17 protein-coding genes are annotated in these 25,933 nt (G+C 61.4%); 6 read left to right on the top strand and 11 right to left on the bottom strand.

The window, feature by feature from the left end; translation table 11 throughout:
• Positions 1-6: 6 nt before the first annotated feature.
• The 10 genes from tssA to tssB all read right to left on the bottom strand — a co-directional run bounded on the left by tssA (position 7) and on the right by tssB (position 16,319).
• A complete protein-coding gene (tssA, locus tag HV796_RS05060) occupies positions 7-1,602 on the bottom strand; it encodes a type VI secretion system protein TssA (RefSeq protein WP_175225367.1) in 1,596 nt (531 codons plus the stop codon).
• Entirely contained in the window at positions 1,602-5,150 is a 3,549-nt protein-coding gene (locus HV796_RS05065; protein WP_175225368.1) for an ImcF-related family protein, read from the bottom strand. The genes tssA and HV796_RS05065 overlap by 1 nt, the downstream gene beginning before the upstream one ends.
• A 19-nt stretch (positions 5,151-5,169) precedes the next feature.
• Positions 5,170-6,315, bottom strand: a complete 1,146-nt coding sequence (locus HV796_RS05070; protein ID WP_246355702.1) for a hypothetical protein — start codon at positions 6,313-6,315, stop codon at positions 5,170-5,172.
• A gap of 85 nt (positions 6,316-6,400) precedes the next feature.
• Positions 6,401-6,649: a PAAR domain-containing protein gene (locus HV796_RS05075; RefSeq protein WP_175225370.1), complete on the bottom strand. Its 249-nt coding sequence runs from the start codon at positions 6,647-6,649 to the stop codon at positions 6,401-6,403.
• 154 nt (positions 6,650-6,803) lie between these two features.
• The gene (locus tag HV796_RS05080) at positions 6,804-8,078 is read right to left on the bottom strand and encodes an SEL1-like repeat protein (protein ID WP_246355703.1); all 1,275 of its coding nucleotides are present in this window, start codon (positions 8,076-8,078) and stop codon (positions 6,804-6,806) included.
• 35 nt (positions 8,079-8,113) lie between these two features.
• Entirely contained in the window at positions 8,114-9,406 is a 1,293-nt protein-coding gene (locus HV796_RS05085; protein ID WP_175225372.1) for an SEL1-like repeat protein, read from the bottom strand.
• Positions 9,407-9,409: 3 nt separating this feature from the next.
• Positions 9,410-11,404 (bottom strand): phospholipase D-like domain-containing protein, encoded by a 1,995-nt coding sequence (locus HV796_RS05090; RefSeq protein WP_175225373.1) that lies wholly within the window; start codon positions 11,402-11,404, stop codon positions 9,410-9,412.
• Positions 11,401-14,076 carry a type VI secretion system Vgr family protein gene (locus HV796_RS05095; protein WP_175225374.1) on the bottom strand — a complete coding sequence of 892 codons (2,676 nt, stop codon included), beginning with the start codon at positions 14,074-14,076 and terminating at the stop codon, positions 11,401-11,403. Before HV796_RS05095 ends, HV796_RS05090 begins: the two co-directional genes overlap by 4 nt.
• Positions 14,077-14,170: 94 nt before the next feature.
• Complete coding sequence (tssC, locus tag HV796_RS05100) at positions 14,171-15,733, bottom strand: type VI secretion system contractile sheath large subunit (protein WP_175225375.1); 1,563 nt, start codon at positions 15,731-15,733, stop codon at positions 14,171-14,173.
• Between the two features lie 73 nt (positions 15,734-15,806).
• A complete protein-coding gene (gene tssB / locus HV796_RS05105) occupies positions 15,807-16,319 on the bottom strand; it encodes a type VI secretion system contractile sheath small subunit (protein ID WP_175225376.1) in 513 nt (170 codons plus the stop codon).
• A 529-nt stretch (positions 16,320-16,848) separates the two neighbouring features.
• Between tssB and tssK the strand changes: the two genes are divergently transcribed.
• The 6 genes from tssK to tssE all read left to right on the top strand — a co-directional run bounded on the left by tssK (position 16,849) and on the right by tssE (position 24,923).
• Positions 16,849-18,201 (top strand): type VI secretion system baseplate subunit TssK, encoded by a 1,353-nt coding sequence (gene tssK, locus HV796_RS05110; protein WP_175225377.1) that lies wholly within the window; start codon positions 16,849-16,851, stop codon positions 18,199-18,201.
• A complete protein-coding gene (locus tag HV796_RS05115) occupies positions 18,198-18,962 on the top strand; it encodes a DotU family type IV/VI secretion system protein (protein WP_343052856.1) in 765 nt (254 codons plus the stop codon). The genes tssK and HV796_RS05115 overlap by 4 nt, the downstream gene beginning before the upstream one ends.
• Positions 18,959-20,887: an OmpA family protein gene (locus HV796_RS05120; RefSeq protein WP_175225378.1), complete on the top strand. Its 1,929-nt coding sequence runs from the start codon at positions 18,959-18,961 to the stop codon at positions 20,885-20,887. Before HV796_RS05115 ends, HV796_RS05120 begins: the two co-directional genes overlap by 4 nt.
• A 143-nt stretch (positions 20,888-21,030) precedes the next feature.
• The gene (locus tag HV796_RS05125; RefSeq protein ID WP_175225379.1) at positions 21,031-21,516 is read left to right on the top strand and encodes an Hcp family type VI secretion system effector; all 486 of its coding nucleotides are present in this window, start codon (positions 21,031-21,033) and stop codon (positions 21,514-21,516) included.
• A 197-nt stretch (positions 21,517-21,713) separates the two neighbouring features.
• The gene (tssH, locus tag HV796_RS05130; RefSeq protein ID WP_175225380.1) at positions 21,714-24,485 is read left to right on the top strand and encodes a type VI secretion system ATPase TssH; all 2,772 of its coding nucleotides are present in this window, start codon (positions 21,714-21,716) and stop codon (positions 24,483-24,485) included.
• A 27-nt stretch (positions 24,486-24,512) separates the two neighbouring features.
• Positions 24,513-24,923: a type VI secretion system baseplate subunit TssE gene (tssE, locus tag HV796_RS05135; protein WP_175225381.1), complete on the top strand. Its 411-nt coding sequence runs from the start codon at positions 24,513-24,515 to the stop codon at positions 24,921-24,923.
• A gap of 33 nt (positions 24,924-24,956) precedes the next feature.
• Here tssE and HV796_RS05140 read toward each other — a convergent pair whose 3' ends face one another.
• Positions 24,957-25,928 (bottom strand): zinc-binding alcohol dehydrogenase family protein, encoded by a 972-nt coding sequence (locus HV796_RS05140; protein ID WP_175225382.1) that lies wholly within the window; start codon positions 25,926-25,928, stop codon positions 24,957-24,959.
• Positions 25,929-25,933: the final 5 nt, after the last annotated feature.

Genomic DNA, 25,933 nt, shown 5'->3' on the forward strand with positions numbered 1-25,933 from the left:
GTGCTGTTATGACAAAGTGAGTGCGCGTGCGGGATCGAGCACGGTCAGTTCGGCTTGCAGTTCGCCGATCCGGCGAATGAGCGCCGGCTTGTCGGCATCCTTGCGGTGACTCATTGCCTTCAACGCTCGCACCAGTTGCTGCTTGACCTCGAAGGCCAGCGCGGGCTCCCAGCGCGTCAGTGGCAGCGACCGCGACGCTGCGTCGAGTTCGGCAAGCAACGCGAGCGCCGTATCGGTACGGCCGGCATGGTCGGCGAGGCGCGCCATCACCAGCCGTTGCAGATAGCGATGACGGTCGGTCTTCAGTCCGGGCAGAGCATCGAGCCAGCCGAATGCGGCCTCGACGCTTTCGCGTCCGGCCAGATCCCGCGCCTGGGCTTCGATTTCAGGCCAGTCGCCGACGCTGCCGCTCTCGCCGTCGGCGGACACCGGCAACGGCGCGACGCTCTCGCCCGCCTCGAGATCGCGCACCACCGCGTGCCGGGCGATCCATTCGAGTGTGGTGTCGTCGGCGAACGGAGTGCCGTCGTTGAATGCAAGGCGCTCGATACCGGGCAGGCGTTCGAGGAACAACGCAAAGTCCGCGCGCAGCAGCTCGCGCCACGCGTTGTACGGCGCGCCGACGTGATCGAGTGCGACATGCTGGAAGTACTGCAGGTCGAACCAGAGGTGATTCGCACCCTCCATGAACGCGCCTTCGACGCGCTCCAGCAGCTCGTGCCACTGCTTTTGCAGCACGAGGCGTTTCAGTTGCTGACGCTGTTCGCCGCGCGGCGGCACAAGCCGCGTGCGCGAGCTCCCGTCGGCGGGCGGTACTTCGTGCAGCGTGTCCCAGCGGATACTGCGCACCACGCGCACGGACGGCAGATAGCCGTTTTCCTCGTCGCGCAACCACGAGGCCATCACACGCGCCTGATCAAGCAGATCGCGCGGCGACGTGATCGCTGCCGTTGCCGATGACTTTTCCGTCGGGTGACGCTGCGCAGCGGCGAGCGCTTGCGCGTCGGCACTGCACACCGGTTCTGCGTTGCGCTCGAAGCGTGCGACGAGCGGCTGCAGGTTCGGGCGTGCGGCGTCGGTCCATGCGCGGGTGCAGGCGACGAGCCCATCGAGCGCAGCAATGGCGCGTTCAAGATCCGTCGGAGTGAAGTCACCTCGACTCGCGAGCAGATCGAGCATCCGGGTCGTGGCCAGCATGTCGAGCGCGCCCTTCTTTGCTTCCGCGCGCGCAGGCAGGATCGCTTCGCCAAAACGATCGATCAGCGCGGCGGTCAGTTCGAGTCCGTCCGCGAAGCCTGCGGGACCGTCCTGACGCAGCCGCGCAAACGTGTAGTAGCTGGCAAGACGCAGGTCCTTGCCCGTTTCCTTCGTCAACTGTTCGCACGAGCGGATGATCGATGCGTCATCGATGCCGGAGAGTTTGTTCGCCTCGTCTTTGAGTTCGAAGAATGCGTCTTCGTAGCCGGGGTCGCGACCCACGGGTGCGCCGCCGCCGTCGCTCGCGAAGGGCTGCAGCCAACCGTCCCACGCGTTGAGGCGAGCGAGCGACAACTGTTCGGCATCGCGCGCGGGGAAAAGACTTTTCAGCAGACCGGAGAACATTATTGAGCCTCCAGCGTGAAACTACTGGGCAAGGGCGTCGCGGCACGTTTGGCCGCGATGATCGCTGCCGGTGGCAAAGGTGGCGGATTGATCGACGCGAATCTCGCGGCGGCGGTGCTGGCTGTGTTCGTCACGAACACGCGTGACGGCAGGGTGAAGTGACGCAGCGCGAGCACGTCGAGCGGGCCGGCGCCCGCGTCGCTGCGCAACTGCACGCGCAGCGTGACGCCCTGGCTTTGGTCGGGCATCCACGACAGCAGATAGCGCGCGTTGTCCTGTTGCGACACGTTCGCGCGCTCGAGCAGACGGATCAACCCGAAGCGGCCTTGCGTATCGAGCGCGGAGCGCAGACCGCCCTGCTCCGTTTGCCATTCGATATGCGACAGGTTTTCGAGCGACTGGCCCGGCCATTCGAACGGCATCCATTCTTCCTTCTGGTTGAAGTAGTGCCATTCGCGACCAGAGAGCACGATTTTCATGTCGGTGATACCGGGCGTGGGCACGGCACGCAGTTCGTAACGCACATGCGCATCGCCGGACGGGAACAGCACGGTCGATACGCGTGTGAGCTTGTTCAGCGCCGCGAGGAAATCGGGGTCGAGCGTCAGCGTGCCGTGGTTGGCGCCTTGCGCGGCGACCCAACGGTCGCCCTGGCGTTCGACAACGCCCGCTAGCTGCGTCGTCACAAACTGGGTAATCACGCCGTTGTCGACGCGCATGAAACGAGCCATTTCAGGTAAGGACGCATCGTTGTCCGAGTCGGCAAACGGGTAGCGGCCCGCGAAGGTACGGTTCCAGTCGGACAGGATCGCGCTGCGCCAGATTTCGTTCAGGCTCGACGCCGCGGGCTGCACGACGACATGCCACGTTTGGTCCATCGGTGCGGCGAAGAGATTGCCGAAGCCCGCCCACTGTTCGCCGAGACTCGCGGCCACACGACTCGCGTAGTCGCGGCTGTCGGCGATGTCGGAGGTTTTGCCTTGCAGGACGGCTTGCGCGGCGACGCGGGACATCGCGTCGGGGTCGGGGCTTGCCGCCATCTGTTCCAGGCGCAGACGCATGGCGGTTACGCGTTCGAGATAACGCGCGAGGCTCAGGTCTGCCGTGGTTGCAATAGGTGTCGCGATGGGCCGGTTATTCGCCGATGCAGCGGATGCGAGGTCGCTGCCCGTCAGGCGCAAAATCGGCCCGAATGCGACTGCCAGCGGTGCAAGCTGCGGCTGGAGCTGTTTCGATGGATCTTTTTCGCCTGTCGTCACCAGTTGCTGTGCCCTGCTGATGAGCGTATCGGAGAGCGATTGCGTGGTCGCACCGGTGCCGGCCTGATAGACGACCGCGTGCATCAGCGCGACGAGCGGCGAGCGTTGCGGGTCGCCGAGAAGCGACAATTGGTCCGCTGTCGCCGACAGGGTCGGTGCCGGCTGCCAGCGCAGGCTGTTCAGGAACAACGCCCACTCGCGCGCGTAATCGTTGAAGTAGCGTTGGCGTAGTTCGGCTTTGAGCGTCGACGAAGGCTGACTGGCCGCCTTGACATCCGACAGCACCCAGTCGCTTGCGATGTTGTGCTGTTCGCTCGTGTCGTCGATGGCTTTCGAGATCCGTTCGTCCCATGCCGCGTGTGTGAATACCCCGCGCACGGTCACCGTCGTGCCGAACAGGCCGCGGCTCGTCGCACCTCCCGACCCGCGTTGCTGCGCGGCGTCTCCGAGCAGCGTGGCCAGCGAGACCGGTGGGTATTTCGGTGACGCGTCATCGAGGATCTGCCGATAAATCGCATCGGTCGAGTTCTGGATGCCACGCACGCCGATCACCGTCTGGCGCGTCGATGCAATGAGGCCGGAATCCGGCGCCATCGCCGGCACTCTGCCGCGGCCGAGGTGATTTGCGAAGAACGCGATCGTGTGCTGGCGCAAGTCTTCCCATGTGCCCGACGAAAGCGGTGAGTTGACCGGCCGCGCCGGCGCGGCCGTCGCAATGAGTTGTGGCGTCAGGAACGCAGCGATCGCGCGCTCGGGCTTCGCGAGCATCAGGTAAGTCTTGAGCGTGTCGTAAGCGGCCTGTATCTGCGTGTCGCCGCCGCTGGCGATCTCGGCATCCGACAGCGATGCGAGCTGGCGCAGGCGCGCTTCGAGCTTGTGACGGAGCGGGGCGACGAGGATGCGGCTCGCGGCGTTCGCATAGCCGGGCCACAACGCCACAAGCAACGCGCTGTCGCGATTCAGACCGAAGCGCGCTCCCCACGGTGCGCCGGTGCGCTGATGAGCTTCCAGCGTATCGATTTGCTGGTCGAGGCCATCGAGCGCCTGCATGGCCTGCGTGCGATCCTGAATGGTCGAGAGCTTCGCGACCGTGTCCGCCGCGGTCTGGATCGTTGCGCGGTTGGCGAATCCTGACAGTGTTGTGCCGGCGATCCAGCAGCCAATTAGCGCGGTCGTCGTCCATGCCGCTGCAGTTGACAACGAGAAGCCGACGCGGCGTCCGTGAATACCGCGGCTGTGCTCGGACACGGTTTGCCAGATAGTTTGATGCTGATGTGCGCCTGTCGACTCGTCGTTGCTCGCGTCGCTCGAGAGCGCTAGCGCCAGTTCCTGCTCCTTGAATAGCGGTGCGAATAGCAGACCGTGCACCGTATTTCGCCAGCCCTTGGACTGTGCGGTTTGCAGCACAAGACTGCACAATGCATCGCGCAGATCCGAAATATGCCGCGCCAGTCTGGCCGGATAGCGATCGCGGGCATCTTTCGCGACACGCACGACGCCCGCGTCCGCGAGATTCCACGCGAGGTTTTGCAGCGATGCGTCGATTTCGGCCGCATGCACGCGCGTGGTCGCCCAGGTGAAGCCGATTGTCTCGTCGGAGTGTAGCGATTCCTCGCCGAATTCGGTCACGTTCAGCAGATAGGCGGGCGCGGCCCAGCGCAGCGTGCGCGCGTGGCGGGCGAGCCGGTGGGCCAGCGCGTCGGTATCAAACGTGGAGTTGGGCTTGCTGCGGTTGCGCTCCACCGCGATGACCGCATCGATCGGACGGCGCCGACGCAAGCGGCGGATCTGGTCTAGCCACGCGGTGTCGAGGGTGCTGCCTGTCTGTCTCGCGTAGAGGAGCACCGTGTTGCCGGTGATAGCGAAGCCGGTGTCGGCAAGGCCCGGAGTCAAACGGTTGACGATGGGTTCGTCGCCGGCAATGAGCAACCAGCGGCGCCCGTATCGCCAGCGCCGGCCGTGCCTGACGCGCAGCGAATCTCGAAGAGTTTGCGCGCGCAGCGTATTGAGATCGACGTTCACTTCGGTTTGCGGCGCACCGACGCGGGCGGCCGGATCGCGGTCGTACTGGTTGTCCGCGCGGCCGGGCGCATGCCGTGCGACAACGCCCCAGACATAGACCAACGGAGCGCGCAATAGCAGCAGCAACATTCCGATGAATATCACGGCGCCGATACGACGGGTCGGTGACGGGTCGAGATCGGCTCCGTTGAAATACGCGACGACGACTGCGATGGCAGTCATCGCCGGGACAAGGATCCAGAACCCCAGAATCTTCCGAATGATCATGCGTGCGATACCGTTGTGTTTATGCGCGGGAAGGACGGCAGACAGCAAGCCGCAGTTGCCCTTCGTGCGATGCGATGAGTTGGGGCGCGCCGGTTTGCACCGCGTGTTCGATCGCAAGCGCGGTGGCGAGCCAGCCGGCGCACACGCCGGGGTTGCCGATCGCTTGATCGACGTCGTGTACGCCTGTGAGGCCGGTGGTTAGTGAAACAGCCAGGTTCGTATTCGAAGCCGCCTGAACGAGTGCGCCCTTCTCCGTTGAGGGCAGGCCGGCCTGCCAGAGGTCGCGGATCTCAGCGGGCAGCGTCTTGCCCCATTGCAATACTTTGGAAAGCGCGACTTCCAGGCCGGAGTCTCCGGCTTCCACCGGTCGGTGCAGCATCGCCTGAGTGCGCAACGCGTAACGGTCGGCGAGCGGCGCCCATGCGAACAGAATGCCGACCGCTGCCTCCGCGCTTGATTGCGGTGGGCTATCGTGCAGTTGTACCGAAACGAACAATGTGGCTCGTTCAAGGGATGGGCCGCCACGAATATCCAGCCATTCGTCCAGTGCCATCATTCCTTTTTTCGTGGACAGCGGCTTCGCCTGCACCTGACGAAAGTTCCGCTCAGACCAGCACGATTGCCATGTGTTGAGCAGACTTTTCTGATCGGCATCGGGGGGCAGGTGCAGGCGTACGCTAAGCGGTATCCGGTTCGGTATTGCGGCAACGGCGTCTTCAATCTGCTTCAACAACGCGGTGAAGCAGGCACGGTAGCGGCCGGGCTCATTCTCGTTTTCGTCTTCGTTCAATTCCAATGCGGTATGACGTACCGCATGGGTGCCGGCGTGCGATGTCTGCGCGACCAATGCGAGTTCGCCATTGGCTATCTTTCTGGCCGTGTCCGCCGTGCCGGGCTGGGTCAGATAGGCGCAGCCGAGCACGGCCAGCGGCTCGCTCGCGAACCGCAATGCCTTTTCCCGGTCCTCGGCGCGGACATCACGCTCTGCCTGCAGCCGCTGAGTCTCCTCGTCGTAGTAGTGCAGGCGCAGACCAAACGTCACGCACCACACCAACGCGGGGAGCGCGAGCAGGCGTATCCAGAACCACGTTGTATGGGTGGGCTCGCCGTTTGGCCAGGTCAACAGGCTGATCAGCACGCCTGCGCACATGATCAGCACAAACACGCCGAACCAGACGATTGCTCGTGGTGGTTTCGGTCCAGTCTCCTGGAGATCGAGTGCGGGAAGGTCTACGGGCATGACGGGGCGTTCAGATCAGGCTCGAAATCAGTCGGCATCCGCACATCGTCCGATGGCCATGTTGGGCGATCGGGATGCCATCGTCCAGCATGGTTTCGTCGCCTTCGATGATCAGATTGGGACGGATGTCGTGCTTTGGACATGTCACTTCGTCGCCTTTGCGTGCGACGTGTCTGCCTTCGAAGCACATCGTGGCTGATGCGGTGATCACTTTTCCGCCGTGATCGGTGACGTCGCCCAGGCGTATGAGGTTGGTCATGGGTTTGGAATCCTTGTTGAGTTGGGGTTGAGGTGGGAAATTTCTTTGGTTCCATGTGTTGCATCAGGTGTTGTGCTACTTGAGGCTACGTGGCGCGTGTGTCGGTTTCCGAACCACATCGCCGTTGCGCCACATTTGATCGGTATAGCCCGCATTACGCCAGATCCCCGTAAGCTGTCAGCGTCCAGATCACGTCCGTGGTGTAGCGGCGCTTGCCCAGCATGCTGTCAAGCCATGCGAACACGCGCGGCTCGTAGACGTCCAGCATCGGCATCAGGTCGCCCTTGCGGAAACGCTGCATCGTCTCGCCCCGCAGTCCTGCCCGTATCTGCGTGCACCATGTGCCGCCTTCAGGACATTTCGCCCCGGCACGTACTGTCGTACCGAGTGCCACGCGCGCCAGCTTCGCTCGCTCGTCCACCTGCGAGGTTTGAGACGAAGCCGATAGCGGCAAGCCTGTTGCAGGGTCCAGGTTCTTTTCTCTGGCGAGCCGGTTGATCAGTTCATCGGATGGCTTCTGTGGCGCATTCACCCGCTCTCTTTCCCATTGAAATGTGCCGTCCCATGGGGGCAGTTGCGCCGGCGGCAACGGGACAATCTTGTCAATATCAGCGACCTTCGGGTTGCTCAATTCGTTTCGCGTCAGAAAATTCCATATCGCCCCGTAACGACGCGAACGCTCCAAATCTTTTGCCAGATTGAGGAAATGAAGATCGCGGGTAACGGAAGGAGCCAGGAACGACATCTCTAGCATCCTTGCCGAACCACTGTGGCCGGCCGTCACACCTTTCTGATATGCCACGACAGCATCAGCGTATTTTTGATCATCTTGACGATTTATGCCCAATTGGAACGCGGCAATTCCATATCGCTGATCGGTGGCGCATTCCAGCATTTTGTCTGCAACATCTGGTGCCTTGTCATGAGGAGCCAGTATTTCTGAAACGTAATATTGAGCATCAGCATTGCCGAGATCCGCTGCCTTGCGGATGTACTTTAGCGCCAATTCCCTGTTCTGCTTCAGGCCATAGCCGGAGTTCAGGTAATAGCCGATATCGTAGTAACCCGTCGGAATCCCTTGATTGACCAGTTGGCTCGCCCATTCGACCGCCTCGCGCGGCGCATCTGGCGAACTCGCCATACCTTGAGACACCAGTTGCTGCACGTTATGGTTTGCCTTGTAATGGCCGTGTGCCGCCGCGATACGGTAGTAGCGTGCCACCTCATCGAAATCCTTCGAGCCATCGCGCGTCTGCAGATAGCGGCCATAGCGGAACAGCGCATCGGCCTCTGCGTCGAGTACGGGCAGGCGGTCTGCTTCGTGTGCGCAGGTGAATGCCAGATTGGCTCGCACGTCACGCACGGCTAACACTCCGGGCAACGCGTCACTCCTGTTCGAGCAGCCGCTCGCCAGCAGCACGAAGCACATCGCCGTTGCGGCACGTTTGATCGGTATGGCTCGCATTACGCCTGATCCCCGTAAGCTGTCAACGTCCAGATCACGTCCGTCGTGTAGCGACGCTTGCCCAGCATGCTGTCCAGCCATTCGAACACGCGTGGCTCGTAGACGTCCAGCATCGGCATCGTGTCGCCCTTGCGGAAATGCTGCATCGTCTCGCCTCGCAGTCCTGCCCGTATTTCCGTGCACCATGTGCCGCTTTCCGGACATTTCGCCCCGGCCCGTACTGTCGTACCGAGTGCCACGCGCGCCAGCTTCGCTCGCTCGTCCACCTGCGAGGTCTGAGACGAAGCCGATAGCAGCAAGCCTGTTGCAGGGTCCAGGTTCTTTTCTTTGGCAAGCCGGTTGATCAGTTCGTCAGAAGGCTTTAGCGGAATGTTCGCCCGCTCCCGTTCCCATTGAAATGTGCCGTCCCATGGGGGCAACTGTGCCGGCGGCAACGGGACGATCTTGTCAATATCAGGGACCTTCGGATTGCTCAATTCGTTGCTGTCCAGAAAGTCGCCTATCAATTTATATCGTCTGGACCGCTCAGTATCTTTTGGCAAGTTGAGATAATGCCCTTCATCCGTTGCCGGTGGAGCTAGAAATGATTTTTCAAGAACCAGCGCCGATATGCTTTCGCCAGAAGCCACGCCCTTCTGGAGGGTTATGGAAGCTTCTCTAAATAATCCTTTATTTTTTTGACTCAGCCCTAATTCCAGTGCTCCCTTTTTATGACCTTGATCAGCAGCACATTCCAACATTTGCCAAGCAATCTCTGGTGCCCTGTCACGAGGGAACAGCAGTTGTGAAACATAGTATTGTGCATCGGCGTTGCCGAGGTCAGCCGCCTTGCGGATGTACTTCAGTGCCAGTTCCATATTCTGTTTCAGGCCGTAGCCGGAGTTCAGGTAATAGCCGATGTCGTAATAACCCGTCGGGATTTCATGATTGACCAGTTGACTTGCCCATTCGACTGCCTCGTGCGGACCATACGGCGAACTGGCCATGCCGCGCGACACCAGCTGCTGCACGTTATGGTTCGCCTTGTAATGGCCATGTGCTGCCGCGATACGGTAATACCGTGCAATCTCGTCGAAGTCCTTCGAGCCATCGCGCGTTTGCAGATAGCGGCCATAACGGAACAGCGTATCCGCGTCCGGACTGAGCGCGGGCAGGCGGTCTGCTTCGTGTGTGCAGGTAAATGCCAGATTGGTACGTACGCTAGCAATGTCAGGCAAACCGGCCAAGTCGTTCTCCTTCGAACAAGCAGCTAAACCAGTAGTCAACAGAAAAATCAAAGAGGCAGTTTTCATTTCTTAATCAAAATATGATCGACCAGGATTACCTTTATAAAATTCGATTAAAGATGCGTAAGGTTCACTAAAATTTATTGATTTTCTGGCCTTATTTTCGGAAATAATATTTCCCCACTCCTTAAATGCATCCTTTGCGTCCAACCGACCACCCAAGCCCTTCTTGCCGGTCCCCATCCCACCCGTATGAATCCCCCACAACTTCTCCCGCAACGGCTGCGTCACCCGCATTGACTCATGGCATATGTTCAACTCGCTATCCACCTCCATGCTCCGAAGATTCACATTCGCCGAACCGTGCGTAACAAACACGTCATCGATGATCATCAGCTTGGAATGGATATACACTTCTTCCCAAGGCATCCCCTTCGGCGTGTCTGGCGGCACAAGCGTGCAGATGTGCACGTTGAGGCCGGGAACGTTCAGCTTCTGAGGGTCCTCAGTTCTGGCCTTCTCCAATTGAGTCTTCAACTCGTCCACGCGCCGCGCAGCCTCTTGCTGACTCGCAACAAGATTGTTCACCGCGTACTGTGCCGAACTTGAAAAAGGATCGACTGGCGCATGTGTCGCACTCTCAAGCGCCTGGTCGGCCCTTTTCTTTACCTCGAGCGCTTCGGTGTATTGCTTCTTCAAGTCGTCTGCACGCTCCAGTTTCGCCACCCCCGGCAGAACATCCGCGCGCCCCAGCGCGTTGAGCATGTGGTAGGTACTCATGGTGCCAGCGCCTATACCATCGTCGCTCGAGTTCGTCACCACAAACAGATAAAGCGGCGTCTTGCGACCGCCTGCCTGATAGGCATTGGCCAACGCAACGAGCTTTTCCGCCAGCGGCGGAAATCGGAAATACTGGTTTTCGATGTAGACAAAGTTGGTCGTGTTGTTGATCGCTTGCAGGTACATCTTTTCGATATCACGAACACCACCTTTGCCGTGCTGCGATTGTGTGCGTACTATCTGCGCCATCACGGGAACGTCGTCACTACCGCAATTGAGCAGGGGCGCTTTCGCGGCTGCTCGCTGCTTGGTCAACGCTTGCCCCGTCGCCGCATCCCACGCCTCGCAGAAGTTCCGGTTCAGATCGATCAGGATCGGCCCCGTCACCCGAGCGGACATATCCTGTCGCGGGAGAAAACCATTCCGCCCCATTTGCGGATGCATCCGCAGATAGCCGTGGCCGCTGCTGTCCCAATACTCGTCCAGCGTGTTGTGCCCCATCACAAAACCGGTCGCCAGTTCTGGATGTTCGTAGTCGATCAACACCGTCTTTTGATGGTGTGACGGCGCCGCCCCCATCGCCACACTATTCATGACCTTTGTGCCCGTGCTCCGATCGGTGTACGCACTATCGTTCGCAGTCCGCCACGCGATCTCAGCACGCTCAGCCAAGTCGAAATCGCGTGTCGCGAATTCAATGTTGTTGAACGCGGGATCACGAGAGGGTAACCGCGTGCGCCTGACCACCTGCTCGCCAACCTTTTCCGTAAGGTTCGCCGGGAACGGTAGAACGTCGACGGCACTCGTGTCCGTTCCTCGCTGATTCTTCTTATCCAGGTTGACCTGCCCGTACCACCAGGCATCAAACTCCCGCTGCGTCGAATTCCGGTTATCCGGCTTCGTCGAGAACCGGCCGCCCGGCATCATGTTTTCCAGAAACTGCGCGACGTGCGCCTTGTCACCCCACACCAACAAGCGCACCTTGACGTTCTGCCTGGCTCGCTCCAATAACAATTGCCCGATTGGCAACGACCCTTGCCCCACGGCGCCGCGTTTGAAATACATCGACGGCTGGAAACCCCAGCACACGATATCGATGCTGTGTTGCGCTTCGGCAAGCGCATCATATAAGGCTCCAAACGCCTCTTCGCCGTTCACCAACGGACGATGCGTGGCCTCCTTCGGCGCGTATTCCGCTCTCTGCACGAAGTACGGCAAGGTCAGCGTCGCCGAGTTGCCACACGATCGCGCAATCGGTACATTAATCGCCGGTGTCTGGCTCATGCTTCGGCTCCCGGACCACCCGCGTCGGCTTGCGTATCGCGATTCAACAACCGGTGGTAGCGCTGGCGATGCGCGGACCGATCCTCTCCGTCGCCAGTCGCGCCTTGCTCGAAATAGTGGAACCCCTGATTCGCCATTTGGCCGTTAGTGGCATCCCCACGAAACGCCTCGCCTACCGAAATGTTGTAAGCAACGCCATTTCGCAGTTCGAGCCGATACGATTGCGTGCCCGGTCGATGGTCGACGGCGACGTAACCTGTCGCGTCCGTCACGCCCTGCGCGACCAACGCACCTTGCGCAAAAAGCTTGTAGGGAACGTCTTGCGGGATGGCCGCCATCGCGGAGGGCGAGGACCCCAGGTTCAGCATCAGCCGTTCGGTCGGCAGGCTATTGGGCAGAACCGTGCTCACTTGCGCGGACGCCGCGGTAGCCTTGTTCCACGACGCGCATCTTTCGAGAATGTCCCCCGCCGTGCAGTTCTCGATCCCATTGGCGTCGATTTTGACGAACGAGCCGCCGGCACCAATCCGCACCTCCGTGTGCGCAGTCAGCTCGAGTCGACCGTCGGCGCTGCTGATGGTCAGGTCTTTGAGCGCGGCCAGCGCCATCTCGTCGCCCTGTGCCTGGATGACGACCTTCCCCTTCGCAGCGAGCAATTTCATACCGAGTTTGGCGGCGAACATCGACACAGCTTCGCCCGCGGCGACGGTGAATCGCCTGACAACGCCTATGTCTGCGTTGCCGCCCGCAGTTGCAATGAGGTTCTTGTCGGTTGCGAGTTGCAGATGATCGCCAGACACCAGCGCGACGCCCGCCGGCGCGCTGACCAGCACACTCGCCTTTTTCAATTCGCTCAGCGTCTCATCCAGAAAAGCTTTCTGCTTCGAGTAGTCCGCAGCGATCGCCTCGGCGGCCTTTGCCGCCTCAGCAAGCGATTCCATCTGCTGCAACGCCTGCTCGAGCAGCCTCTGGGCCGCCCGCATGTCCAGTTGCTTGCCATCGACCGCCGATTGTTCGTCGGCGGAAACGATGACGCCTTTTACGCCGCGTACCGCAGCATGTTCGCCGGTACGGAGTTCCGCTCCCTTACCTCGCTCGTTACGATTCGCGTCGACCATGTGCCCGAGATTGAGCTCGCTGCGCTGGTACGGGCTCATCACATGGACGTGCTCGCTCCCCTCCTTGTCCTCCATCCGCATCGTGTTGCCGCCGGCAGTCACGATGAGGTTCCGCGTGTGATTCAGGTTGTTGACGAGGTCAGGATGCAAGCTGTCGTGCAAGGCCCCGATGATTACCGGCCTGTCCGGATTGCCCTGCGTGAAGATGACCGCCACTTCCGCTCCATCAATCAGCGGAAAGTGATGTCCATACTTATCGCCGCTATACGGCTTCGCGAATCGCACCGGCCGGCTCGTGCCACCCGGACTCCATTCATCGAGATCGAACGGCAGGACAATCACGTACCAGCCCTGCTCGGTCAGGTACGCGTATTTGTAGTTGCCGGGTGATGTGATACGCGCGGGAAGGATGCCATCGATCGCCGGACGTTGGATCGACGTCATTGACGTGCGCCAGACCCGGTCCGATGGAATCCCTTGAAACGTCACCCCGTATGACTGGCCGCGACCGCCGTGCGACTCAACCGACGTAACAAAAATGCCGTGCTTCGCGTCCGCGGGGTTCGGGTCGATCCGCATGACCTCGCCGGCTTCGAGCCAGAATGGATTGCCCGTGCCCTTGAACGTGATCTGGCTAGCCAGATACGCTTCGTGGCGCAGACGGGCAATGCGCTTGCCCTCTTCCGGCGTTTCATAGTGCTCGCCCCAGCGGTAGTCGACAGCGTTGGTCGTCTTGTCACCGCGCGCCGCGTTTTCTTCGACGAGCAGCTTCACGTCCGCGTGGCGATGGTTATAGTCGTGCAGACGCACGGCTTCCGGCACTCGCTGCATTTCTCGCCCGAGTGACTTGATCGAATCGGCGCCGACGCTTTCGAGGCCCGAGTCGCTGCGATGCGGAACCGTGCGCTGCTTGCGCGCATAAGCGTCAAGATCGTCGCCGAACACGATCATCGCGCGGTCCTTCTTCTGCTCCCAGCGGAACCAGATCCCTTCCTCCGCGCAAATGCGCTGGATAAAACCCAACGTCGTCTCGTGGTACTGCGTGACGTACTCGTGACGTTTGTACTGTGCGCGCAGCTGGAACGAGAAATCGACGCCTGCCTGGAACCCATAGTGCCGCAACGTGTCGGTAACAATCTCCTCGACTGACTGTTTCTGGAACAGACGGCTCGTCACCGCGCGGTTCAGATCGGCGAGCCTGGGCTCGAGCACGACGCTGTAACGCGTCTCGTCGGCGGACGTCTCAAACTCGTCGAACTGCGTGATGATGCCGTGGATCGTGTACGCCGCCGGCTTCTTGCTGAACTGCTCCGCGTTCTCCCCAAACATCTTGCGCAAGTACGCGAGGTCTGGATCGATCGGATCGACAATGAATTTCGCCGGCCGGCCGAGCACCTGATCCATCGGAATGCCGGCCACTTCGCTTGTGAACTCGATCTCGTAGCGATACAACTCACCGAGCGCATCGCGCCCGGTGAATTTCACAACCGAGAACGGCGCCGGATGCGGCGCCAGCTTGAGTTCGTATGCCTGCGAAGGCAGAATCATCGACATCTTCGACCTCTCCCCACCAACGTGCGACCGGCGAATGGACACGCGCTGCCGGAGCGCCACGCGGCGCCCTGGCTGTTCAAACATGACCTGCGGATCAGTTCTTCCCCTTCGGCATCTGCGACACCAGCGACAAGCCAATGTCCATCCCTTCGACCTGGAAGTGCGGCACGATGAACAGCTTGATGCGGAAGAAGCCCGGGTTGTCCTCGATGTCCTCGACGGTCACCTTTGCTTCGCGCAGCGGGTGTGAAGCCTGCAATTCGTCACCCGGGTCCTTCATCTCGGTGACGAGCCCTTTGATCCAGTTATTCAGCTCAAGCTCGAGCAAGCGGCGGTCTTTGGTCGTACCGATGTTCTCGCGCTGGATCAGCTTCAGGTAGTGGGCGATGCGCGACAGCAGGAAGATGTACGGCAGCCGCGCGTTGATGCGGCTGTTCGCAGTCGCTTCCTTTGTCTCGTAGATCGCGGGTTTCTGCGCGGAGTTGGCCGAGAAGAAGCACGCAAAGTCGTGGTTCTTGTAGAACGACAGCGGGATGAAACCGAGGTTGGCGAACTCGAACTCGCGCGTCTCGGGAATCAGGACTTCGGTCGGAATCTTCGGCTGTGCGCCGGTTCCCAGGTCATACAGGTGGACAGGCAGATCTTCAACCTTGCCGCCCGCCTGCGGGCCGCGAATCTGCACGCACCAACCGTTGTTGACGAAGCTGCGCACCATGTTCGCCGCAAACGCGAACGATGCATTGACCCACAGGTAACGATCGTGGTCCGGACCTTTGACCGCTTCCTCATAGTTAAACGCCCGCACCGGTGTCGTGTCTTTGCCGTACGGCAAGCGCCCCAGCACGCGCGGCATCGTCAGGCCGACATAGCGGGCGTCGTCGGTATCGCGAAAGCTCTTCCACTTGATGTACTCCGCGCGATCGAAGTAGTTGCCGATGTCCTGTATCGACGCGACTTCTTCCATGGTCTGCTTGCCAAAGAACGCAGCGCCGACCGAGCCGACAAACGGCATGTGTGCCGCCGCCGCGACTTTCGAAATGTTGCGCAACAGCGCGACGTCCTGCGGCGAATTGGCGAATTCGAAATCGCTGATCATCGCGCTGACCGGCTGGCCGCCCGGCGTGTCGTATTCCTCGATGTACGTCAGGCGATACAAACCGCTCTGAATGATCTCCGGTGTGTCTTCGAAGTCGCGCATCAGTGTGTCCTTCGACACGTCCAGCACTTCGATCTTCGCGTTCTTGCGGAAGTCCGTGCGCGACACGAGCATTTTCAGCCCACGCCAACGTCCTTCCAGTGCCTGGAAATCCGGGTGATGCATCACCGCGTCCAGTTGACGGCTGATCCGCCGGTCAATCTGGCCGATATGGAAATCGAGCAGGGACTTGTCGAGGCGGTCGACCGGTTGGCTCGCGTCGCTGATCAACTCGAGGAACGCGCCCATGCCACGGGCGATCCGTTCATCAGCCGACGCTTCGGATAACATGTCGTTGTCGCGAAAGGCCTCGAGCGGCCGCGCCTCGCTGACGGGCTTCAGGTTGATCTTGCTGCACAGTGACGCATACAAGCTGTCGGTCTCAGCAAAGGATGCGCTCTGCGGTGCGTTCAGTACGACGGTTTCAGTTTCCCCGTGGCGGGTTTCGTTCTGTTGCTTCATTTCGTTGTCTGCCTGCGTTGGTACGGCTAGGTGATTGCGGAATGCGCTAAGCGCCGGTTTGCTCGAGACTCGCTTACGCATGTCCCTCCGGCTGGGTCGCCGCGTTTCCAATCTGTGCGAGTTCGCCGCGCAGCCTGTCCGACAGATGTTTGTCCTTCAGGATGCGTTCGAACTCGCGACGGAATGTGCCGTTGTCGAGCAGGTTCGACTTGAGGTCGCGCAGCAGATTGCGCACGGCGAGCAATGCCTGCAGTTCGGGAATCTGCCGCGCCACCTGCTCTGGCTCGAAGTCCTTCACCGAGCGGAACGCGAGGTTCACCGGCAGTTCGGAGCCGTCGCCTGCGAGCGTGTTTGGCACGCCGAGCTTGAGATCGGGCGCATGGTCGGCCAGCACCGCGTCGAAGTTGTGCTTGTCGATATTGACCTTCTTGCGCTCGGCGAGCGGCGCCTGCTCGCGGCCCGCGCTGAAATCGCCTGCAACCAGCAATTTCAGTGGTAACTCGACCTTTTTCTGGGCGCCGCCCGTATGCAGGTCCAATGTAATCGAGACGCGACTCTTCGGAATTTCGCGCTGGAAGCTGTCCATCCGTGTCCTCTTCAATTTATTCAGATAATGGATTCCCGCAGAACGCATCCAATCAGGTTTGGCGATCTATTCAGGAGGACGCGCAAACTCTTTCCGCTCAAATAAAACAAACGGATTTGTTCGGTATCGTCCGGCTGATTATGTTCGCATGAAATTTGGCGAAAATCATGTCCCAAAATATCAATTTGACAAATCTTTGCAAACACCATCTGAAAGGGTTCCGCAGCCGTCTTACGTGCCACCCTGTCAGATATAGACTACATAGGAAGTTTCTAAACAAAATATATGCTTAACGCAGTTAATTTAACATTTTCTGAATATCATTAGATATCTTAAAATCTCAAAATAAATATTTGCCATTGATTTGAACATCGCGTACACTCCGCCTCCACGAATAACAATCCAGCAAAAATAGACATGCCGGCAATTCGCTTTTAACCGGCCATAGTTCTGAAATTTCTATGTATTTGTCTCATTGTGATTTAATCGTCGCCCTTTCATAACTCATAAACCGACTTACACCACACCTATGCGGATCGATAAACCGCTTTGGCATGAAGGCCTGATCCTCACGCAGCAGCACTTCCAGCAACAGGAACGGTGGGCTGATTTCTCGCTGCGCCAGTTCGCCTCGGCTGCGCTCGCCGCGCCATGGGGCACGCTCGGCGTCGAGATCGACGAAGAAGCACTCGACACGGGGCGCCTCAAGCTCACGCGTCTGCGGCTGCGCTTTCCGGATGGCACGCCGTTTGACACCGCCGTCACCGATGCGCTGCCCCCTGCTCGCGACCTCACGCAAGGGCTGCCCGCCGATCTGCAAAGTGTCGTGGTGCTGGCCGCGTTGGCGCTGCCGGACGCGGACGGTAACAACTGCCGTTTCGATGAAGCCGCGCTCGCGCGGCCGCGCCGCTCGTTCCGCGAGTTCGTCCGGGTCGCCGACCATAACGGCACCGGCGAAGCGGAGATTGCCGCGGAGCGCCACGCGGTGCGCCTGTTATTCGATTTCGAGCCGTGCGCGGACGACACTGTGTGCGCCATCGCGCGTCTCACGCGCACAACCAGCGGTCAATTCCGGCTCGATCATCGTTACGTGCCACCCTGCCTCACGCTGGAGAGCCATCCGCTGCATATCGAACGCGTGAACCGCGTCGCGGACATCCTGCTCGCGAAGAGCGTCGCGCTGGGCGCACGGCGCGGCGAGCGCATCGAGCAGGTCACCGAGTACGGTGTTGCGGACGTGCAGCTTTTCTGGCTCCTTCACTGCCTTCATGCCGCCTGGCCGCAACTGCGGTTTATCGCGTCGCACCCGGGGCAACCGCCAGAACGGCTCTACGCAGTGCTCGCGTACCTGACCAGCGTGCTGATGACATTCTCGACGGGTGCGCAGCTCACCGATATCCCGTCCTATGACCACGCTCGCGCCGACGAAATCTTCACGCGGCTCGAAGCGAAGATTCGCGAACTGCTTGACTCCATCATCCCGTCGCGCGTGGTATCGATCGAATTGACACACAAAAACGCGACGACGTGGATCGGTCACTTCCTCGACGAGCGCATTGCCACGAACGCGGCGGACTGGTATCTGTCCGTCAGTTCATCGCTGCCGCCCTTCGAGCTGGTTGAGCAATTCGCGCGGCTGTGCAAGATCGGCGCCCCTGATGATGTCGAGCACATCGTGAACTCCGCGCTCACGGGCATCCCCCTCAAGTCGGTCCAACGTGTGCCATCGGCAATTCCGGTCCGTCTCGACAACCACTATTTCGCGCTGGACGCCGACGATCCCGCACATGACCGCATGCTTGCCGCTCGCGCTTGTCAGATCTACCTGCCGGCATCGATCCCCGATGCGGCGCTTCAACTTCACGCGGTGCTGCGTTCATGAATCGATTTGATTTCGCACATGGTCAAACCCGATTGATGGATCAGGTCGATCAATCGACCGGGGCAACTCATCCATCCTCGCAGCACATGCGCAGCCTGCTGCGTGACACCGCCCTGCTCGTCACTCAGTTGACGACTAGCGGCACCACGCGAAGCTTCGATGACGTACGCAAGGAATCCGAACAACTGATCGATGCATTCTCGGCTGCGCTCGAACACCGCGGCTATCCGAACGACGTCCGCGAAGACGCACTTCTCGCGCAATGCGGACTGCTGGATGAATCGGCACTCACCCATTTGCCCGTCGATCAACGGTCGAAGTGGGATGCGCAGCCCTTGCAGGTCCAGCGAACCGACCGGCACGACGCCGGCGAACGCGTGTTCGAACGGCTCGAACAGCGCATGCGAGAAGCGTCGCCGAATGCGGAACTCCTCGAATACTATGCAGCCATTCTCGCGCTCGGATTCGTCGGCCGTTACGCGTCCCCGCGATGGAAATCGTCGGGACCGGGCGAAGGCGAAGCCCACCGAGCGGCGCTGATCGCCACCCTTAACGCGCAGTTGGACACGCTGCGCTCGGAGCGCCACCGACCATTTGTCGTGGACCGATCAGGCTGGCGTATCGCGGATTGGTTCTATCGCCTGTCGCCGTGGGCCATCGCGTGCTCGGCCGGCGCGGCAGCCGTCGTGGTATGGCTTGTGTGGAATGCGGCGCTCGATGCAAAACTCGCGCATCTCGTATCGCAGGCGGTGCGTCAATGAGATCAGCAATTGCAAACGCCGAGCCGGTTGAAACAGCGACGGCCGGAACCAAGCCATTGCAACCGCCGCCTTACGGGTCCGGAATCCACGGTTCGTTCGCAACAACAACGGCCAATGCGAACACGCGGCTGTTTGATGAATCGGAACACCCCCCGGATGAAGGTCTCGGTTACCCGTTTCGCACAGTTGTCGTATTCACCGCGGCACTCGCGCTCACTGTCCTTTGGCTTGTGCTGCCAGTCAGTCGCGCGCTGGCGTCGCTGTGCTCAGCGGTGGTCGGATTGCTTGCCCTCGTACTCGTCTGGTCGCGCACCCGCCAGATCGCTGTGGCCCGCGCCCAAAACGCGCACGTGCTCAGGGCACTCGGCATCGCGGCAGCCGACATTCCCGTTCAATTGCGCACACGTATGCCGCTTGTCCTCGTCACCGGCGATGGCTTGCCCGCACTGTTCGACCGTGGTGGCGAGGCGCGCTTCGCGCATGTGGGCGACGGCGCGATCTGGTTACGTGCCGACCGGCATCAGGATGTGCCGAGGCTGTCGGTCGCGGTCAGACAATGGCGCGACGGCCGCGTGCCGGACGGCGTCGTGCTGTCGATCGCACCCGCGCTGCACGCCGGTATCGATGTGCTAACGCAGCGGCTGCGCATGATGCGCGAAGTGTTGGCCGACGCTTCACACATGCTCGGCGCACGCTTACCGAGCTACGTCGCTGTCTATCAGCGTAGCGCCACCCGCAAGCGCCCCATTGGTACATCCGAAGAAACCCAGTCGGAGGCAGCCGCGACCGTATCCACCGAACCGCACGCAGTCAGTTCCGCAATTGGCGTCACCACGCCTCAGTGGTATGGACTGTCGTCGAGCGAGCGCCTCGCCCCACAGGAACTTCGTCAAGGCGTCACCGAAGATCGCTTCGAATCGGTCATCCAGGCCGCCGAAACCGAAGCGCAACGGGCAGGCACGCCTCATACCGCCGCCACGCGCGCTGCCGCGCTCGCGTCGCTCGTCGGCTGGACCCGGCGCGTCGTGCTCGACGTGCTGACCGACGGCCGCCAGCCGTCCGCGCCGTGCGCGCTGTATGGCGTCGGCTGGATCGATTGCGGCCCCGCAACCGGCCCAGGCAAGCCATGGGAGCTCGAGGTCGAAGCGCAAACGGCTGTCGTGCCCGCCGCTGTCAACGCGTCCCCGTCACCGTGGCCCCTACCGCAGCCGCTAATCAGCGCGATGCCGCGGCGGCTCTGGGTGTCACCGCGAGTCGCCGCGCTCGCCCACGCTTTCGCCCTCACCGCGTGCGCCGCCGCCGTCGCCTTTGGGGCCGCTACGTCCAACAACACGAAGCTGCTCGATCGTATCGGCGCCGATCTCCGCCGGTACGCGATGATCCCGGCACAGCACGACTCGGCCAAACGCGATGCGCTACAAGCCCTCGTCGCCGACCGCGATCAACTCGAGCACTTCGCTCGCCTCGGTATCCCGCTGCAACTATCGTTCGGCCTATACCACGGCGCGCAACTGATCCCGGTCCTCAACGATGCGATCGCGACCTATCAGTCTCCGCCGGCGCCGCCCGTGGTCGTCACGCTCGACAGCATGTCGCTATTCGACAGCGGCAAGGCGCAACTGAAGTCTGGCTCGACACGCGCGATGGTCAGCGCGCTCGACATGATCAAGTCGAATCCGGGCAAGCGGATCCTGGTCGCGGGGCACACCGACGCGATCGGCAATCCGGACAGCAATCTGAAGCTGTCGGTTGCACGCGCCGCCGCAGTGCGCGACTGGCTGATCGACGCATCGGGCATTCCCGCCACGCAATTTGCGATTCAGGGTTATGGCGACACGCGGCCGATCGCAGGCAATGACATGCCCGAAGGGCGCGAGAAAAACCGGCGGGTCGAAATCACGCTTGTACCCGACCCGGCTCAATAGTGGGCAGCCGAGCTGCGCCGCCAGGCAGCCCCGCGCATGGATCCGTTTTAGTCCCCGAAGCGACCCGCTTCGGGAATTGGGAACCCCGGAGACTGCTCCGGGCGATTGTCGCAGTACCAAGCAAGTTCAGGAGGGAGTGAAAAATGGCAATTCCGGCCTATATGTGGCTCAAGGACGATGGTGGCGCCGACATCAAGGGTTCGGTGACGGTGCAAGGCCGTGAAGGCAGCGTCGAACTCGTTGCATTCGATCATGGCGTGCACATTCCGACCGACGGCAACACCGGCAAACTCACCGGCACTCGCGTGCACAAGCCGATCACGCTGACCAAGGAAACCGACTCGTCGACGCCTTATCTGTACAAGGCGGTGACGAGCGGCCAGACGCTGAAGTCCGTCGAGATCAAGTGGTACAGGATTGACGACGCCGGCAAGGAGAAGGAGTACTTCAACACGAAGCTCGACAACGTGAAGATTGTCGCGGTGAAGCCGAAGATGCTTGATATCAAGAATCCGGACTATGAAAAGCATAATCATCTCGAAGACGTCGAGCTGCGTTACGAGACGATTACCTGGTCCTATAAGGACGGCAACATCATCCACAAGGACACGTGGAACGAGCGTTCCTGATCGCTTGAACCGGCGTCCTTTCAGGCTGGCTTGCACGCACGCCGCCTGAGCATGCTGCCTGGGCACGCCGCCCTTGTTCCGCCAGCCCAGGCTGCCCGCGCAGCCACGCGGCTGGCGCATTGCATCGAAGGCCGCGGCGTGTCGTCCTGCCGCGCTGTTTAACTGTGCCACTTCACGTACCGCTGAACGATCGAAGCATGTCCGTTACGAATACCCGAGACACGTCAGCCCTGCTGCGCAGGCTCAACTCCCATTGCGCGCGCGCACTCGAGGCGGCCGCCAGTCTCTGCCAGGCGCGCCTCGCCGGCGAGATTGCCGTCGAGCACTGGCTGCTGAAGCTGCTCGAGGCAGGCGACGGCGATATCCCCGCACTGCTCGCGCGTTGTGACGTCGACATCGACGCGCTCTGGCAAACCTTGCTCGAATCGATCGACCGCGCGCCACGCAATCTCCGCGGCCGGCCCGCGCTGTCGCTACAGGCGGCCACCGTGCTGGAAGACGCCTGGGGCTACGCGTCGCTCGACGCAATCGGCCGTACAACGAACCATCCAACCCGCAACACGATCCGTTCGGCCCACCTGCTGCAAGCAATCGTCGACGCACCGCACGTGCTGCATGCGCGCAGCGCGTTACGGCTCCTGCCGTTGTCCGGCGCGCAAATCGGTACGCTGCTGCCGCGGCTCGGCCGCTTTTCGACTGAAAACACACTGACGACGACGAGCGAACCGCAATCGGAGCATGTCCCGGCTTGTGCACCCTCATCGGACCTCGCCGAAAACGGCCCCCCGTCCACCTCTGAGCATCCGACCCAAGCCAGCGCACCACCCGCCGCCGCCACACTGCCCACCTCCGGTGAATCGCTCGCGCGTTTCACCATCGACCTGACCGACAAAGCGCGCCGCGGCGAAATCGACCCTGTGTTTGGCCGCGACCGCGAAATCCAGCAGATGATCGACGTTCTCGCACGGCGGCGCAAGAATAATCCGATCCTTGTCGGCGAGCCTGGCGTCGGCAAAACAGCGCTGGTTGAAGGACTCGCGTTGCGTGTCGTCGAGGGAAACGTGCCGAACGTGATCCGCGACGTGCGCATCCTTACGCTCGATCTCGGCCTGCTGCAGGCCGGTGCCGGCGTAAAAGGCGAGTTCGAGCAACGCCTGAAGAACGTGATCGATGAAGTGCGCGCGTCTCCGGTGCCGGTCCTGCTTTTTATTGACGAAGCACACACGCTGATCGGCGCCGGCAATGCCGCCGGCGGCGCCGATGCAGCGAACCTGTTGAAACCGGCACTCGCGCGCGGAGAATTGCGCACCCTTGCCGCCACCACATGGTCCGAATACAAGGAATTTTTCGAGCGCGACGCGGCGCTCGAACGACGCTTCCAGCTCATCAAGGTCGACGAACCCGACGATAACGCCGCATGCCTGATGCTGCGCGGGCTCGTGGACCGTTACGCGCAACACCATCGCGTGCACATTCGCGATGACGCGCTGGTCGCCGCTGTCAAGTTATCGCGCCGCTACATTCCGGCGCGGCAGTTGCCAGACAAGGCAGTCGATCTGATCGATACCGCTGCGGGCCGTGTGCGTATGGCCCTTGAGTCGCCACCGGCGGAACTGCTGCGCGCCCGCGAGGCGGTCGCCGCGCTCGAACTGGAACGCACCACGCTCGACGCCGACAACGCAGCGGGTATCGCCACCGCCCCAGCGCGCCGCGCTGCGCTCGATGCGCTGCTCGGCGCGGCAAACGAAGAACGCGCGACGCTCGCGGCACGCTACGAACGCGAGCATGCACTCGTCAACGCGCTGCACGCGCAACGCAGCGCCGCAGCCGGGACGCGCCACCCCCCTACGCTCGCCGCGGCCCAGCAGGCCCTCGCCGACGCGCAAGGTACGACGCCCCTGGTCTTTGCCGATGTCGACGCGCAGGCCATCGCACGCGTGGTCGCCGAATGGACCGGTGTGCCGGTCGGCAATCTCGTCGAAGACGAACTGCGGCGGCTGCTTTCGCTTGAAACCCAACTTGCGGAACGGGTCGTCGCACAGGACGGTGCGATCGCCGCACTCGCGCAATGTCTGCGCACCGCAAAAGCGGGACTTCGCAACGAACATGCGCCGCTCGGCGTATTTCTGCTGGCCGGACCGTCTGGCGTCGGCAAGACCGAGACCGCACGCGCACTGGCTGACCTGCTATTCGGCGGCGAGCGCGCGCTGACCACCATCAACATGTCCGAGTATCAGGAAGCCCACACCGTCTCTCAACTGAAGGGTTCGCCGCCTGGATACGTCGGTTATGGGCGGGGCGGCATTCTGACCGAAGCAGTCCGGCAGCGTCCCTATGGCGTGGTGCTGCTCGACGAAGTGGAAAAAGCGCACCGCGACGTGCTCGATCTGTTCTATCAGGTGTTCGATCGCGGCACGATGCGGGATGGCGAGGGACGCGAAATCGACTTCCGCAACTGCGTGATTCTGATGACATCCAATCTCGGCAGCACGCCGATCGACGAAGCGACACTCGACAACCCAGCCGTGTCGCAGGCCGAACTGCTCGACGCGATCCGCCCTCAGCTCAGCGCGCATTTCCAGCCGGCCTTGCTCGCGCGTTTCCAGACGCTGATCTATCGGCCACTCGATGTGGCGGCGCTCGCGTCGATCATGCGGCTCAAACTTGCGAAGATCGGCGAACGCATGCAAAGGCAGCATGATGTGCGCTTCGCATGCGATGACGCACTCGTCGATGCGTTCGCGCGGCTTTGTGTCGAACGCGATTCCGGCGCACGCAGCGTCGACGCATTCCTTGACGAGCGTATCTTGCCCACGATGTCGCGCGAGCTGCTCGCGCGTATGGCAACCGGTTCGTCACCGGCGGGAATCCGGCTGTCGGGGGCGCCAGAAGGCAAGCTGACAATCGACTTTGTCGAGCGGGACGACCCATCCAGCGCAATGCCGGCATGCGCGTTGCCCACTCCGTAACCGACGTTACCCCTCGTACCGATCCGCATGCCACCCCGCCCTTCCCTCTATGACGTCCTGCTCGCACACATCGGCGGCGAGCCGCTCGATGCATACGACGACCGCACGCTCGAATGCCTGAGCGTGCAGCAAAACATCCGGCGCATTCTGAACACGCGCGCTGGGGCAATCAAACATTTGCCCGACTACGGTTTGTCCGACCTGACCAACATCTACAAGGCGTTGCCCGCATCCGCGCAGCGGCTGAAAAATCAGATGGAAACCACGCTACTGAAGTACGAGCCTCGAGTCCACTCGATCGACGTCGAGATGATCCAGAACCACGACCCGGGTGTCCTCGTCAGCTTTGAAATGACCTGCCATCTGCGCAAGTCCGGGCTTGTACGGTTCGGCACGCATTTCGAACCGCCCGGTCGCATGCGAATCGATCGGCGTTAAACTTCGGCGCACCGATCGCCGCGACTGGCCCGGTCAGTGGACCACCACCATCTTTCCCCCCGCCTGATTCGCTTCCATCACGCGATGGGCTTCGTGGATCTGATCGAAGCCGAACACACGCGACGGCTTCGCGCTCAGACGTCCCGCCGCAACGTCCTCGGCAATCTTCTGCAGCGGCACGTCCGACAGCGGAAACCCCGGCGTGCCAAACACAAAGCTGCCGAAAAACGTCAGATACACGCCGCTGGCCATTTGCAGCAACGGATTGAAATCCGGGATCGGGGCGAGGCCACCGAGCCAGCCTGCGAGACACGCGCGGCCACCGCGGCATAGCATCGCGAGCGAATCGAGAATCGTGCTGTTACCAATCAGATCGAGCACCGCGTCAATCCGCTTCGCTTCGGCAATACGCTCCGACAGATCAGGGCTTTCGATCTCGACGCGCACCGCGCCCAGCGCTTCCAGCATCGCGAACCGGCTCTGGCTGCGCGTCGTTGCGATCACGCGCGCGCCCGCGTTGACCGCCATCTTCAACGCCGCCTGTCCAAACGACGAGGTCGCGCCGCGAATTACGAGCGTCTGGCCGCTCGATACGTCCAGATTGCGGAGCAGGCACGTCCACGCGGTCGCAAAGGTCTCCGGAATCGCCGCCAGTTCGGCCCACGGCAGATCGGCATCGATCAACGCGACATTTGAAACCGGCGCACGTGTGTACTCGGCATAGCTGCCATTAATCGTGCGCCCAAGCCCGCCCATCAGCGCGGCCACCTTCGCGCCGACCGGAAACTCGCCGCCCGGACACGACTTCACCAGCCCAACACATTCGATCCCGCTCACTTCAGCCGCCTCGGCCCACTCGCCGCGACGCATATGCATTTCCGCATGATTGATACCGAATGCCTTGATTTCGATCACCACGTGCCCGTCTTTTGGCTCAGGTTCCGGGATATCCCGGTAGACCAGGTTTTCGACGGGACCAAATTTGTCGATCACGATTGCGCGCATCTCAA

The organism is Paraburkholderia humisilvae (assembly GCF_902859855.1).
Taxonomy (GTDB): Bacteria; Pseudomonadota; Gammaproteobacteria; order Burkholderiales; family Burkholderiaceae; genus Paraburkholderia; species Paraburkholderia humisilvae.